Origin of the sequence: Pseudonocardia sp. HH130630-07 (assembly GCF_001698125.1) — a bacterium.
Taxonomy (GTDB): Bacteria; Actinomycetota; Actinomycetes; order Mycobacteriales; family Pseudonocardiaceae; genus Pseudonocardia.
Window position 1 is genome coordinate 269,611 of the sequence record NZ_CP013855.1, and the last position, 14,199, is coordinate 283,809.

Here is a 14,199-nt window from a genome sequence, read left to right on the forward strand (position 1 = left end):
AGCTGCCGGAACGGCAGGTTGAAAAGGGCTCAATGATGCAGGCGCGGGCACGACACTCCGATGATCAAGGCTGGCGTGAGAACCGCCATGATCACCACAAGGGTCGTGCCCGCACCTCTATCTCGGCCGCGTGTCGTCGCAGCTCAGCGCCCACTTACCGCGACTTTGCCGACCCCCTGCCGCGTCGTGAGCTGCCAGAGATTCGTTCGCAGTTCGTGCGGATGGTGGATGACGGGATCGGGCGCGAGTCGATCATGTCGGCGCTACGGCTGAAGCGTGCCACGTACTTTCAATGGCGGCGTCTGTACCGGGAGGGCGGGGTGCAGGCGCTGGCCGTGAAGCCCTTGCCGGGGGCGAAATCGAAGCTGACTGAACAGCAGACATCGCAATTGCGGAGTTGGCTGGTCGGGCGTGATCCGCGCCAGTTCCAGTTCGACTTCGCGTTGTGGACCCGGGTGATCGTCGGTGAGTTGATGAAGACCCGGTTCGGGGTGGAGATGACCCCGCAGGGGATCGGGCAACTGCTGCGTCGTATCGGGCTGTCGCCGCAGCGACCGTTGTACCGGGCCAGTCAGCAGGACCCAGAAGCGGTCCGCCGGTGGCGAATCGAGGAGTTCCCCGCGATCCGGGCCCAAGCCCAGCGTGAGGGGGCTCAAGCTGTACTTCGGTGACGAGGCCGGCGTGCGAACCGACCATCACGCAGGTACGACGTGGGCGCCGGTCGGACAGACGCCGGTGGTGGAAGCGACCGCCGAGCGCGCCGGGTTCAACATGATCTCGGCTGTTACCCCACTCGGAGTACTTCATTTTGACGTATTCACCGGCCGGTTCGACGCCACCATCTTCGTTGAGTTCCTTAAGAAACTCATGCATGACGCCCCCGGCCCCGTGTTCCTGATCCTGGACAACCACTCCGTCCACAAGGCCCGCCTCGTCCGAGACTACGTCGCATCGCTCCGCGGCCGATTGAAGCTGTTCTTCCTCCCGCCGTACGCACCTGAACTCAACCCCGACGAGTGGGTATGGAAGAACGTCAAACACGATCAGGTCGGCCGCGCAGCCGTCACCCGACAATCGGAGTTCTTCGAGCTCGTGGTGCGCGCACTTGAACGCCTCCAGAGACTGCCCGACGTTGTCCGTGGCTTCTTCCGTGATCCATCGCTGGCCTACATCAGCGGATGATCAGTCCGCTCGCCAACTTTCCCTTTGGTATCGTAGGCGTCTCACAGCCTTTCCCAGTAGGTGCTGGTTGATCATGTGGTTCGGTCGTGCTCGACGTGGAGGAGAACGAGCGCGGCGGCGGTGATCGCGCCGATCCGCCAGGGGCAGAAGCTGACCCGGCGCAACGCCTTGAAGGTGGTCTTGAGCAGGGAGTTCCCGCGTTCGGCCACAGCCCTGACGGCGGAGTGCAGCGTGTTGACGGTGCGCTTGTCCTCCGACAGCCCACTGCCGGTGGGGGTCTTGAACGGGCAGGTCAGGCGGGTGTTCTCACCGTCGTAGCCGAGGTCGGCGAGCACGACGTGGGTGTCGTCGGTCCAGTCCTCGATCGCGTCGAGCAGGCCGGGGTGGCCGCGGGCGCAGGTGGTGTCGTGCTCGCGGCCCGGGCGCACCGGGGATGTCCACAACGGCCACCCGTCAGGCGCGGTGAGGACCTGAACGTTCCCGCCGTGGACGTGGTGCTTGCCCGACCACCACAGATCCACTCCCGGGGTCGGTCCGGGAGTGCGGGAGCGGTCAGTGTGGATCACGGTGCCGTCGAGGTGAACGTGGGTGTGCCCGGCGGTGCGGGCGGCCAGCAGCGCGCCGGGCAGCCCTGGCGCGGCGGCCAGGACGTCGATGCCTTCGTGCAGGTAGCGGTAGGTACTCGACAGGCTCAGCTGGTTGTCGGCGGCGAGCTGGGCGACCCGGGTGGCGTCGAGGAACCAGCGCAGCACCAGCACCGCGTGGCGGTCACAGTCCAGCGCCCGACGCCCGCTGCGAGTCCCGCGCCGGAAGCGTTCCTCGGCCAACAGCCGCGACAGCAACGACGCGGTGGGCTCCCCGATCGGGAGCACCGCGGTGTAGGTGACAGGTTCGGGCACGCGGGACCTCGGTGGTGAGTCGATCTTTGAGCGGACCGACCTCTTCTACTGGGGTCCCGCCCCCTCGTTGAGCACCTCCACGTCACGGCGTGTCGCCGCCAGCCGCTCCCCACTACTGGGAAAGGCTGTCATCGGTACCACCGAACTCAACATCCCCCATGCAGTAAAAGCCGCCACCGCAGCCGCCGACCACCTCACTCGCCTGGCAGCCACCGGATCCGGGATCCCCCGGGGGGTCCCGGCGGCCGGTGGCCGTTGGTCGGTGGCTGAGCAGCCCCGGGTGGGCGGGGCCGTGGTGTGCTGGTGCCACCGCGGCCCCGCCCACCGGTGCGGGGAGCGGGTCAGGCCGCCGCGCGCGGGTCGACGACGGGGCCCGGGTGCCGCAGGTGCTTGCGGGCCTCCAGTTTTTCGTCGGAGGCAAAGGTCAGCATGTCTTCTCCGTCCTTGCAGGCCATGAGCACGACGAAGCGGAGCTCGGTGTTCCCGGGATTGGCCGCCTGGTAGTGGATGCGGTCGCCGCCCGGCTCCAGATCGTGTCGCCGGCCCGCTTGAGCACCGGGGCGTCGCCCTCGAGTTCGACGATCATCTCGCCTTCGAGGACGTAGCCGTAGACCGGTCCGGGGTGGCGGTGGGCCGGTGTACCGGGATTGTTCGGTTCGACTGATACGACGACCGTCATGAGATGGCCGCCTGCGGGCAGCTCGGTCATTGGGTGCTCGTCGAGTGTCTGGATCGTCGTGCCGTTGAGTTCGATCACGGTGCCTCCTGGGTGTCGCTACGGGACGGTCAGGCCGAGACGCTCTGGACCGCCTCGGTCGGCCAGGTCGTGCGGTGGTCGGCGAGGGTGAGGATCGCGCCGGCGTCGTCGATCGGCGGGTAGATCCACTCGCTGTTGATGGTGTGCTTGAGCTTCTTGGCCTCGTCGCCGGTCTGGGCCACGGTGCGGTCCCAGCCGGTGGTGAGCACGGCCCCGTACGGCCCGAGGCTCAGGCAGGTGACGTACGGGTTGGGGGCGAACGGGACCAGCGGCAGCCCGAGCACGTCGGCTCCGACGTTCGCCCCGGCCAGCTTCCCCTGGGGGACGGCGTGCTGGCAGCTCTGCATCACCACGTGTCCGCCCTCGGCGACGGCGGCGGCGGTGTCGCCCGCGGCGTAGACGCCGTCCACCCCGACAACCCGCAGGTGCTCGTCGACCTCGAGCCTGCCGATCGCGTCCCGGGTGCCGGGGATCAGCTCGGTCAGTGCGCTGGCCCGCATCCCGGCGGTCCAGACCACGGTGCGGGTGGGGATCACGGTGCCGTCGGACAGGACGGCCCGCTCGCGATCGACCGACTGTAGGGAGACGTTGAGCGCCAGCTCGACCCCGGCGTGTTCCAGCGCTGCAAGGATCTCCGGGCGGGGCCCGGGGCCGAGCTCGGGGCCGACCGTGTCGGCACGCTCGACCAGGACGACCCGCACGGGCCGGTCGCCGGCGACCGCGCGGAGCCGGGCCGGCAGCTCGGTCACGACCTCGAGGCCGGTGAACCCGGCACCAATCACAACGGCGGTGAAGCGCTCGTCGCCGCCGGCTACCGTGCCGAGCCTGCTCACGTGCGACTCCAGCGCGGCAGCGGCCGGCAGGGTGTCGACGTCGAACAGGTGCTCGGCGCCCTCGACCAGGGGGGTCAGCACCCGGCTGCCTGAGGCCAGGACCAGGCGGTCGTAGCTCAGCTCCAGCGCCGAGCCGTCACGGCCGAGCGCGCTGACCGTGCGGGCCTCGGTGTCGATGCCGGTGACGATGCCGGGGATCCGCCGCACCCCGATCGGCCCGAGAACGCGGTCGAGTGCCACCCGCTTGCCCTGCGGGTCGTCCTCGTAGAGCCGCGGGCGGATCGCCAGGTCGTCTGCGGCGCCGATCAGGGTCACGGTCACGGCGTCCTCGGCTGCGCCGGCCTCCTGCCGGGCCCGGATCGCCCCGGCCGCGGCCCAGACCCCGGCGAAACCACCGCCGATAACCAATATACTTGACATCTAGATTCTCCATCCTCGCCGGCGCAGGTGCGCACTTCAGGGAAACAGGTGGGACGGTCAGCCGGTGGGCTGACGGTCGTAGGCGCTGCGGGTGAGGCGCTGGGCGTCAGGTGCGTTCTCGTCGACTTCGGCACGGATGTCGGCGATCGTGCGGCTCGCGAGCTCGCGGCGCCACGCCATCTCCGCTCGGCGCATCGAGATGCTGATCGCACACGGTGCGCCGAACGCGGAGCGCGGGAGAGCAGCGCCGACACCGTGCTGGCGGATCTCCGCGCAGCGGAAGGCCTCCTGGGGGCCCTCGATGGCCGCGACGACGTCCATCAGCGTGATCGAGGACGCGGCCCGGGCGAGCCGGAATCCGCCGCGCGATCCCGGGACCGACTCCAGGATCTCCGCCTTGGCCAGCACCTGGAGCTGCTTGTTGAGGTAGGGCGCCGGCAGGTCGTGTCCCGCGGCCAGCTTTCCGACCGAGACCGGCTGGTCGTCGTCCAGCCAGGCCAATGTTAGGACGATGTGAAGGGTCCACTCGACGCCCTGGCTCATCCGCATGGCCTATACCGTACAATCCGGATACTTAATGTCAAGGTTTGGGTGTTGACATACCGGCGTGCTGCACCACATGTCCGGAGCACGCGGAGGATCAGGTCGAAGTGCGGCGTGGTGGCCAGTGCCGCGGCGTCGGCGTCCCGCACCTCGAGCGCCGCGACCAGCGCCTCGTGATCGCCGGTCGTGTCGGGCAACGACGGGTCGTCCAGGAGCTCGATGAGCACGTCGCCCTGCGGGCGGTCCTGGCCGAGGCGACGACGGCCCGGTGGAACCGCACGTCGGTGGTGACGAAGGCGCAGGCGTCTCCGGCCGAGGAGCGAGCGCCGCTCGGACAGCATCGTGCGCAGGCGACGAGCCCCTCCGGGGCGGTGCGGACCGCGGCGAGCCGGGCGGCCTCGACCGCGCGGTGGACCTCGAAGACCCCGGTGATCCGGGCGCGGCAAATGCCGTCGTGGACGCTCAGCGACCGCTCGTCGGCCGGGCCCGGGGTCGGCAGCGAAGATGCCGTGGCCATGCCGGACCTCGACCAGGCCGTCACACGCAAGCTGCTGGACGACCTCGCGGGCCGAGGAGCGGCCGACCCCGAACTCGTCGACCAGTTGGCAGGCGGAGGTGGGTGATGCCACGTCAGCCCGAGGTGTTCACCCGCGCGCTCGACCCTGACGAGGCCCAGCTTCTGGTCACGATCACTAGGACGGCGCGCGATCGTGTTCGCCTGCGCCGCGCCGGGATCGTGCTGGCCTCGGTACAGGGCTGCAGCGCTGCCGAGGCGGCTGCGATGTACGCGGCGAAGCCGCAGTACGCGCGGGAGGTGATCCACGCTTAACCCGGGGCTTTCATCGCGGTTCGCCGAGCGGGGCGTGTCAGACCCGAATCCGCGAGTTGCGCTGGTGGCCGGACTGGGGAGATGGCGATAGGTGCCCGCTGACCTGCGATGATCGTGTTTGCGACGACACGACATTGCGGGTTGAGAGGACACCTATCAGGTGCGAACAGTACGCAAGCGACGCCCGCGGTGTGCGCGGGTGCGTCTCGGCGCGCCGGACGCGGCGCTGACCAGGTTCTCCGGGCTGGCCGCGGTGACCGAGCTGATCGACCGGCTCGGGATCATCGACAAGCTCGACGCCGCGGTCGGGCCCATCAAGGACCGCGACCGCGGGTGCAGCGCCGGGCAGATGCTGGTCGGCATGTCGGCGGCGCAGCTGTGCGGGGAGGACTTCCTGGTCGGGCTGGACCGGCACCGCGCCGACACCGCCGGGCAGGCACTCACGCCGGTGCCGGGGTTGGCGTCCACGACCGCCGCCGGGCTCGCGCGCAAGTTCATCGAGGGGCAGTGGGCGGCGGTGGAGACCGGGCTCGGTGACGTGCACACCACCGCGCTGGACCTGCTCGCCCAGGTCGACCCGGACCGGGCCGAGCAGCTGACGGCGGACGTGACGATCGATCTGGACACCACCGATGTCGAGGTTTACGGCCGGCTCAAGCAGGGCGTGGCGTTCAACCACCAAGGCCAGCGGGTCGCCCGCCCGCACGTCGCGACCTGGGCCGACACCGCGGTGGTGCTGGCCGCTGACCTCGGTTCGGGCCGGGATGACCCCCGCGCCACCAGCGCCGAGCTGTTCCACCGGGCGCTGGCCGCGCTCCCCGCGCAGGCGCGGGCGGGGCGAGTCCGCGTGCGTGCGGACGCGGGCTACTTCGCCGGGCAGCTCGCCCGCGCAGCCCTGTTCGTCGGCGTGGAGTTCGCCATCGGCGCCCGACGCATCGCGCCGCTGTGGCGCATCCTCGACGGCGTCGCGGCCGACGGGTGGACCGACGCGATCGACATGACCGGCGCGCAGGTCGCGGTGGCCGACTATTGCCCGAACTGGTGGCCCGCAGCGACCCAGCTGCTGATCCGTCGGGTCCGGCTCGACCTGGACCACGGCCAGGTCTCCGGTGACCCGCGAGCGCGGCGCCGACGCACCCTGCACCCCGCCCAGCGGGCGCTCCCGCTCGACGACCTCGCTACGGTGGCCAAGGTCGACGGGGTGTTCGCCTACTCGTTCATCGTGACCAACCTCGACGTCTCCACACCTGCCGCAGCCGCGCAGGCCGAGTACTGGTACCGCCACCGCACGAAGGTGGAGAACCTGTTCCGCGACACCAAGCACGGCGCCGCGCTGCGCCACCTCCCCTCCGGACACCTCGCGGTGAACCGAGCCTGGATGTGGGGCGCACTCCTGGCCGCCACCACCAGCGGGTGGCTGCACCACCTCACCGCCCGCACCCGCGACGGGCGCCTGGTCGGGCACGGCGTCCGCGGCGGCCAGGCCATGATCGCCACCCTGCGCCGGCGGCTGATCACCATCCCCGCCCGCCTCGTGCGCCACGCCCGCGGCCTCACCCTGCGCCTACCACCCGGCGAGCACCTACTCGCCGAGGTCCTCGCCCGCGTCCGCGCCCTGCCCGCTCCGTCCTGACCCGGCCGCACCGGCCCCGACCAGCACAGGAACCCGCCACCCGAGGCGACACTCGGGCCGCCCGCTTGCCCACCACCCAACTCCCGACCCAAGCAACATCAACTTTGGCCGACCAAGATCAGCTCATAACCTACTCGCGGATTCGGGTCAGAAGGCTGGAGGGTGCCACTGACCAGCAAGGATGGGGATTGCTGAGGTCCCGTATCCGCGCGAATCAGGAGCACCCTCCAGGTGAAGAAGGCTATCGGGTTCTACTCGTGCCCGGACATCGACACGGCCGCGACAGCGGTGGTGTCGCATGCCGGGACGAGGCTGCTGACCGAGACCATCGGCAAGGTCGGGCTCGACCACGCTCTGTCGCAGGCGTTGGAACCGTGGCGGCCGCGGTTGGCGGTGCACGACCCGGCGAAGGTCCTGCTCGATCTCGCGTTGACGCTGGCCGCCGGCGGGGACTGCCTGTCCGACATCGCGCTGTTGCGTGCGGAGCCCGCTCTGTTCGGTCCGGTGGCCTCAGACCCGACGGTCTCCCGCACGGTAGATCGCCTCGCCGCCGACTCGACCGCGGTGTTGGCGGCGATCGATGCCGCCCGCGCCACGGCTCGGGCGAAGGTGTGGGCGCTGGCCGGTTCCGCCGCTCCCGACCACCAGACGGACGCGGCGAACCCGCTGGTCATCGACGTGGATGCCACCCTGATCACCGCCCACTCGGACAAGCAGGGCGCCGCACCGACGTTCAAGAAGGGCTTCGGGCACCATCCGTTGTGGGCGTTCTGCGACCACGGCGCGGCCGGGACCGGTGAGCCTCTCGCGGCGCTGCTACGCCCCGGGAACGCCGGGTCGAACACCGCCACCGACCACGTCACCGTCATCCGGGCGGCGCTGCGCCAGCTCCCCGACCACCGCCCGGGCAACCGTCCCGGCCGCAAAGTTCTGATCCGGGTCGACGGCGCAGGTGCCTCGCATGAGCTCCTCGACTGGCTGGCCGGGCAGCGTCTGTCCTATTCAGTCGGCTTCGGGCTGTCCCAGGCTCTGGTCGACCAGCTCGCCGCGCTCCCGGCCACGGACTGGCAGACCGCGCTCGATGCCGACCGCGAGCCCCGTCCCGGAGCCTGGGTCATCGAGGCGACCGGCCTGATGAACTTGACCTCCTGGCCGAAAGGGATGCGGGTGATCGTCCGCCGCGAGCGCCCGCACCCCGGCGCGCAGCTACGGATCACCGACCCGGACGGGTTGCGCTACACCGCATTCGCCACCAACACACACCCCGGTGGAGCGGGCCGCCAACTCGCCGACCTCGAGCTACGACACCGCCGCCGGGCCCGCGCCGAGGACCGCATCCGGGCGGCGAAGGACACCGGGCTGACCAACCTGCCCTTGCACGAGCTCGACCAGAACCGGATCTGGCAGGCCGTTGTCGCGCTCGCCTGCGAGGTCACCGCCTGGGCGCAGATGCTCGCCTACACCGACCACCCGGCGCGGCGCTGGGAACCGAAACGACTCCGGCTGCGGCTGTTCTCCCAGCCCGCACAGCGAGCCCGGCACGCCCGCCGAACCGTCCTGCACCTGCCCGCCCACGCACCCTGGGCCAGGCTGCTCTGCGAAGGCCTCGCCCGGCTGCGCGCACTCGCCGTCCCCGGCTGAGCCCGACCCCGCCGTCACGACGACCCAGGACCCCGACCGGACCAGTGGAAACCGGCGCCCACCCGAGCGACCTCGGCTGAACTGTCACACCCGCCAGGCAGAATCAGCGCCACCACACCGACGAGCACCGGTGTCGATCAAGCCGGGACTGCCCGACGAAAGATCCGGGTTAGGGTGTGTCTCCCAATGCGCGGAGCCAGGTGACGATTGCCTTCAGGACGGCGCCGCCGCGGAAGGTCAGGGCGAGCTTGTCGTAACGGGTGGCCAGCCCGCGCCACTGCTTGACGTGGCAGAACCCGCACTCGACGACGTTGCGGTTTCGGTAGTCGACCGGATCGAATGCGGGCGGTCGGCCGCCGCGTGAGCCCCGTCGTTTGCGGTGTCCCTGCTGGTCAGAGGGCTCCGGAATGACAGCGATGATCCGGCGCTCGCGCAGGTGCCGGCGGATCGCGCGTGAGGAGTAGGCCTTGTCCGCGCGCACGCGTTCGGGCCGGGTCCGGGGTCGTCCCGGGCCCGGTCGGGCGATGCTCAGGTGCGCCATCAGGTGCGGAAACATTGGCGAGTCGCCGCCCTGGCCGGGGCCGAGGAGGACCACCAGCGGGCGGCCGTGCCCGTCAACGAGCTGGTGGATCTTCGTCGACAGCCCTCCGCGGGACCGTCCCAGCGCGTGATCTGCTGGTTCGGCGAGCAGATTCGTGTAGTTCGATCCGGCCCCCTGTGTCGCGCTTGAGGGTCGCGGCGTGCTGGTGGGCACGGATGATCGTGGAGTCCACGCTGACCGCCCACCCGAGCACCTCGGCGGCGTCGGCCTCGACCAGAAGAGCAGCCAGGATGTGGTCCCAGGTGCCGTCGCCGCTGTAGCGGCGGTGCCGCTTCCACAACGTCTGCCACGGCCCGAACTCGGCTGGGACGTCGCGCCAGGGAAGCCCGCACCGATACCGGTAGATGATCCCCTCGAGCACCCGGCGGTCATCGCGGAACGGGCACCCGCGACGACCCTCGGAGGAGGGCAACAGCGGCGCCAGACGGGCCCACTGGACATCAGTCAGGACAGCGGTACGCGGCACCGATCAAGCATCGCGCACCCCGCTCCGCCTATCTGGGAGACACGCCCTAGTCCTGTCAGGCCAAAAGGTCTCCAGGGTGACCCCATCAGGGGAAGCGGCGCCAGAACATGTGTTCGGCGATCCAGTAGCCGGCAGGGAGGTCATCTACGAAGGTCTCCGGCTCCTCGGCCATCTCTTCCCACGGGTCGTCGTAGGCGTCGCAGCCGCACGCTCCAGGGCACAGGCTGTTTCGCTGAGCATGCCGGCGTTGACGAGCACCGCCGGGGCGCGGGACTCAGCAGCGCGTGTGGCGCGGTCACGCTTGACATTGCTGGGCCCACTCGGTCCGCCGCTCGGGACACGAAACGCACTCCTCGATGAGCGGCCGGCGGCGCCTGCCGCCGAGACTCTTCCCGTTTACGGCGAGTACCAGCAATCGAGCGGATACCCAGATCAGCCAGTTCCGCGGCTCGTAATGAGCAATGAGTCAACAGATTCGGGGAAGTGGGAGTTCGACGCCCGCGCCAAACTTTTCATTCCTCTGAAGGGGACGTGAGTCTGACTGGGCGAGAGCTGTACGCCTGCTGCGGTAGTCTCGACATTCGCCTCGCGGTAGACCAGAAGAACCTCACGGAGGTGCTTCGAGAAGTCGCGCCGGAACTGGGAACGCCCTTGCTTGGTGTCGGCAAGCTCGGATCCGAACTGAGCACGAAGTATTTCCCAGGAAACCGTCGACGGACGTCTGAGGTAACTCATGCGGTACGTCAGCCAGCAGTATATGTCGAGACGTAGGGCACTGCCCCTGAGAGCTCGGAGAGCTCCGAGGTCAATCGGAACGGGATGGTTGGTGACTTCATCGAAGAAGTCACCTGACAAGCGCACGACGGACGGGAACAGAGTATGAGCGTCGGGATCGTCGCTCGGTCGCGACCACAGATTATATTCACTTGCCACGTTCATCTGACCGCCCGCAACTCGATTTTCTCCTTCCCAGCGAACGGCCAGGGACGCCTGGAACAAGCGATCGCTTTGCTTCATGAGCCGAGTGATGGTGCCGTTCTTGCCCCCGGTGGGGCTCAATCCCAGCTGTCTCATGAAGTCACTGAGGTTGCGTCCTAAAATTAGATCGCGGCTCTTGGTTCGCAACGCCTCAGTGGAGAGCCAGTTCAGCAAGAGTCTCGGCATGGCCCCGTACGGGTAGCCGGTCGATCCTGGTCGCACACTCAGAGTCAGGTCACCATTGCGTCGTTCCCAACGGGGCTTGTCCCCTGGGTCTCGGTACGGTAGGGAGGTCTGGGTGAACAGCCGGGCGAGGAATCCGATTTCTTGCTCGTCCTGATCCCACAGCTGCGCCGCTGCACGTAGGAGCCGCAGATCCCGACTGGGCGCATCCGCCATGACGCGAAGCATGCCATGGCGCCCCGCGAAGGTGTGTGACTGGGGTCTTTGGCGTGTCGTCCACGCATAGATCGCCGACCGCTCCCCTGTTGCGCATAACTTGCCGACCCAAACACCACGTACCTCTGGCTTTCACGAAGCCAGGAGTCACGTGGGAGCTGGGGTGCAGGTCCGACCGAGGATCGTCGAGGGCGTGACACACGCATAAGTTGCCGACCACAGTCCGAGCTCGGAGCGCGGTGGACGTTCAAGGTGCGTAGCGCACGACATGGTCGGCAGCCACTACAGGAGATCTTTACCAACAGGAGAAACTACAGGGTTGCTGGAAATCAGGGGTCTACCAGCTGTTATTCAGGGTGTCAGTCGGCAAGATATGCGCGAAGGGTCGGCAAGTCATGCGTGTGTCAGTGTCGTCGGTCGGCAAGCCATGCGCAGCGACAACTTTTATGATACTTGCTCCCTAACGTGGCTCCTGGATCTTGAACGTACGGTCGGCGATCTATGCGTGGACTGCGAGGCGGTGGATGTCGACCCGCCGATCACGACTCTCGACGTCGCGGCTGACGGCTGTGCCGGGCGACGCATAGCTTCAGCAGGTCGTGACGACCGTGGTCTCGAGTGACGGCACGGCGACTCGCTTGTCGGCGGCGGACGCTCCACACGCCTCACACCCAGCGTGGCCTGGGCCGGATCGGCAAGTTATGCGCCGCGCCGCGTCTTCATGGTCGGCAAGGTATGCGCGGCTTTCGCCACTTCAGTGGTCGGCAACCGGCCGAAATATGAGTTGAGCTGTTTCTAACTGTGTTGTCAACGTGCCCGTGGCTCGCTGACCGGCACCGACCTGGTCAGATGATCTCGGACTGGGCACCGTGGCAGTTCGACGAGCGAGATCCTGCTAGAGGAACGCTATGCAGCTTGATCTGACGCGTGACGGGCTACGGTCGGCTTGTTATGCGTGGACGAGTTCCTGTCAGGCGGCAGTCACTCTCGCGAGAGTCGGCTGGTTATGCGTAGACGAACAGCGTGGGTCGGCAAGGTATGCGTGGACTGTCCGCAGCCGTCGCTCCGGAGCGTGGACCGGATGGGCTTGGACATGGGCGACTGGAGAACCTTCGTCCGCCAGCGTGTTGGGGCCCCGTCTCCGGATGCCGAGACCTGCAGCGCGACTGCCCTTGGGTGGGGTGGGTCCTAACGGCGCCGTCGTCGTTGCCCGTACACGGCTTCGAGCGCCACGGAGACGAGCGCGCTTCGTGACGTGGCACTCGTGTCTGTGACCAGCCAGTCGAGGACGTTGTACTCGGATTCGGTGGCGCGGAAGGAGAACGGCACGAGACGTTCAGAGGGTGAGGCTGCACGTCGGCGGGTCCGGGTGAGACGGCTTGCGAACAGGCTGTCGGCTGGCCGCTCCTGGCGGTTCTGGTCGGCGACGAGGTCGGCCAGTTGGTCCTTCGTGCGGTCCACGGCGTCAAAGACCAGTTCAGCGTTGGTCTGCCGGTCTCGCCTCCGTGCTGCCTCCAGCGCCTTACGAACCGAGGGTGACACGTAGACGATCGCCTGAGAGGTCGCCGTGGTGTCGGCTTCGTCCTTGACGTCGTCGGCGCTTACTCGGGGAGCGGGGCGTTGCTTGAGTGAGCTGGGCTCGGGCGGGATGGTCGGAGGCGGCGAGCTGTCAGCAGCCGGCTCGGACTGACGCGCCTGTTCGACCTTGACCGGCTGGGGCTCGTGCTTCACCTCGGACTGGGGCTCGTGCGCTGTGTCTACGCGAGTCGGCTCTTCGACCGGAGCGGCTTCTGGCCGGTTTGGGCGCTTCCCTGGCTTAACCAGGCCGCGGGCCGACGGACCGAACGAGTCAGCAAGACTATTCACTGGGCAACTCCTTCGGACGCCTCGCCTGCCGGCTCGGGTTCTTCTGCGTGACGAAGCACTGCCAGTACTTCGAGGGCTAGATCTCGGTAGTCCCCGGCGACAGAGGCAGCAGTTGCGGAGATCCTCGGGCCTGAGCGCTTGCCCTCGCGCAGCTCTGTCCACCACGCGGGCTGACCGGCGAGGTCCTCCTCCAGCTCGTGGGCGAGCCGGCCCAGGCGTCGGCCGTCTTGTGCAGTCTTCTCGCTGAAACGGATGAGAGCGGAGAACAGGGGTGACTGACCCCCGAACGCTTCGCTGATCTGGTTGCGCACCTCGTCGTGGATGCTGGTCGACCGCACACCCGTCCCGAACAGGACAGCCCCGAGCAGGCTCAAGCTCGGGTTGTATTGCTGCGCAACGGTGAACCGCTGAGCGACGTTGGACATGCCGTCGAGGCCCGCCCCGTCGCTACGAGTGGGGATGAGGATCCATCGTGCGGCGTAGAGACACAGGTCGACGAGGAAGGTCGCTTCCGGCGGCGAGTCGATCAGCACGAAGTCGTAGTTCGGGGCGACAGGAGCCAGGGCGTCACCGAGGGCCATGTTCACGGCGGGCCCTCGTCGGCTCATCTGTGTGACCGTCCACGCCAGGAGCTCGTCCAGCTCGATCCCGCCGGGGGCAACGTCAAGGCCGTCACGTACCCCATGTGCTGGCTTCAGACTGTCGCGTCCAGTGATCGCGTCGAACAGGTTGCGCCCGTGGTCGTCGACGTCCGAGTTTCGGTAGCCGAGATCACGTGCGACGTTGGCCTGACGGTTGAGGTCGACAAGCAAGACGGAGAACCCTGCGCCGGCAAGCTGCCCGGCGAGGTTGACCGCGATCGTAGTCTTACCCACGCCGCCTTTGTCGTTGACCAGCGCAACAGTTCGAGCTAGTGCCTCGTCTCGAGCGATACGCTTGGCATGGTCTGGCATCGACACTCCGGCTGGGGTTGTCACTACTACGACCTCTCTTCGCCACCCATGGAGACGGCAGTACGGCTCCGCTCTCTGCAGGAGTCTACCGCTCCCCTCCGACGCCACTCCAGGTGACACACCGCGTGGATCGCACCCGCTGTTTCGAAGTAACACGAGATAACGACTCTGTCGTCAGAGTAATGGTTACCTGGTGTAA

General features: G+C 68.2%; 14 protein-coding genes. 5 read left to right on the forward strand and 9 right to left on the reverse strand.

The annotated features are described in order from the left end of the window. The first annotated feature begins 35 nt into the window (after window positions 1-35). Complete coding sequence (locus tag AFB00_RS32655; RefSeq protein ID WP_197520019.1) at window positions 36-671, forward strand: winged helix-turn-helix domain-containing protein; 636 nt, start codon at window positions 36-38, stop codon at window positions 669-671. Then, the gene (locus AFB00_RS32660) at window positions 643-1,182 is read left to right on the forward strand and encodes an IS630 family transposase (protein WP_083276202.1); all 540 of its coding nucleotides are present in this window, start codon (window positions 643-645) and stop codon (window positions 1,180-1,182) included. Before AFB00_RS32655 ends, AFB00_RS32660 begins: the two co-directional genes overlap by 29 nt. A 71-nt stretch (window positions 1,183-1,253) precedes the next feature. On the opposite strand, the gene AFB00_RS30080 is transcribed toward AFB00_RS32660, so the two are convergent. From AFB00_RS30080 to AFB00_RS36510, 5 genes are all read right to left on the reverse strand, one after another. Next, on the reverse strand, window positions 1,254-2,054 hold the full coding sequence (locus tag AFB00_RS30080; protein ID WP_197520031.1) for an HARBI1 family protein: 801 nt from the start codon (window positions 2,052-2,054) through the stop codon (window positions 1,254-1,256). A gap of 451 nt (window positions 2,055-2,505) precedes the next feature. Continuing rightward, the gene (locus tag AFB00_RS32665; protein ID WP_231974544.1) at window positions 2,506-2,838 is read right to left on the reverse strand and encodes a cupin domain-containing protein; all 333 of its coding nucleotides are present in this window, start codon (window positions 2,836-2,838) and stop codon (window positions 2,506-2,508) included. A gap of 29 nt (window positions 2,839-2,867) precedes the next feature. After that, window positions 2,868-4,091: an NAD(P)/FAD-dependent oxidoreductase gene (locus AFB00_RS30090; protein WP_060715142.1), complete on the reverse strand. Its 1,224-nt coding sequence runs from the start codon at window positions 4,089-4,091 to the stop codon at window positions 2,868-2,870. A gap of 57 nt (window positions 4,092-4,148) precedes the next feature. Continuing rightward, entirely contained in the window at window positions 4,149-4,640 is a 492-nt protein-coding gene (locus AFB00_RS30095) for an RrF2 family transcriptional regulator (protein ID WP_068800913.1), read from the reverse strand. Further along, on the reverse strand, window positions 4,631-5,263 hold the full coding sequence (locus AFB00_RS36510; protein ID WP_083276226.1) for a GntR family transcriptional regulator: 633 nt from the start codon (window positions 5,261-5,263) through the stop codon (window positions 4,631-4,633). Before AFB00_RS36510 ends, AFB00_RS30095 begins: the two co-directional genes overlap by 10 nt. Between AFB00_RS36510 and AFB00_RS30105 the strand changes: the two genes are divergently transcribed. The 3 genes from AFB00_RS30105 to AFB00_RS30115 all read left to right on the forward strand — a co-directional run bounded on the left by AFB00_RS30105 (window position 5,257) and on the right by AFB00_RS30115 (window position 8,737). Beyond that, a complete protein-coding gene (locus AFB00_RS30105; protein ID WP_082375956.1) occupies window positions 5,257-5,463 on the forward strand; it encodes a hypothetical protein in 207 nt (68 codons plus the stop codon). The genes AFB00_RS36510 and AFB00_RS30105 overlap by 7 nt on opposite strands. Before the next feature lie 199 nt (window positions 5,464-5,662). Next, window positions 5,663-7,096, forward strand: a complete 1,434-nt coding sequence (locus tag AFB00_RS30110; protein WP_068796312.1) for an IS1380 family transposase — start codon at window positions 5,663-5,665, stop codon at window positions 7,094-7,096. A gap of 231 nt (window positions 7,097-7,327) precedes the next feature. Then, a complete protein-coding gene (locus AFB00_RS30115; protein WP_068798138.1) occupies window positions 7,328-8,737 on the forward strand; it encodes an IS1380 family transposase in 1,410 nt (469 codons plus the stop codon). 169 nt (window positions 8,738-8,906) lie between these two features. Here the strand turns inward: AFB00_RS30115 and AFB00_RS30120 are convergent. The 4 genes from AFB00_RS30120 to AFB00_RS30130 form a co-directional block, all read right to left on the reverse strand. Next, window positions 8,907-9,804 (reverse strand): IS5 family transposase gene (locus tag AFB00_RS30120; RefSeq protein WP_442965888.1). Its coding sequence is split into 2 segments (ribosomal slippage): window positions 8,907-9,407 and window positions 9,409-9,804, totalling 897 coding nucleotides; the frame shifts between segments, so codons are not numbered across the junction. A gap of 432 nt (window positions 9,805-10,236) precedes the next feature. Further along, complete coding sequence (locus AFB00_RS32675; protein WP_197520020.1) at window positions 10,237-11,181, reverse strand: replication protein RepA; 945 nt, start codon at window positions 11,179-11,181, stop codon at window positions 10,237-10,239. A gap of 1,188 nt (window positions 11,182-12,369) precedes the next feature. Continuing rightward, window positions 12,370-12,912: a hypothetical protein gene (locus AFB00_RS30125; protein ID WP_068800915.1), complete on the reverse strand. Its 543-nt coding sequence runs from the start codon at window positions 12,910-12,912 to the stop codon at window positions 12,370-12,372. A gap of 131 nt (window positions 12,913-13,043) precedes the next feature. Continuing rightward, a complete protein-coding gene (locus tag AFB00_RS30130) occupies window positions 13,044-14,000 on the reverse strand; it encodes a ParA family protein (RefSeq protein WP_068800976.1) in 957 nt (318 codons plus the stop codon). Window positions 14,001-14,199: the final 199 nt, after the last annotated feature.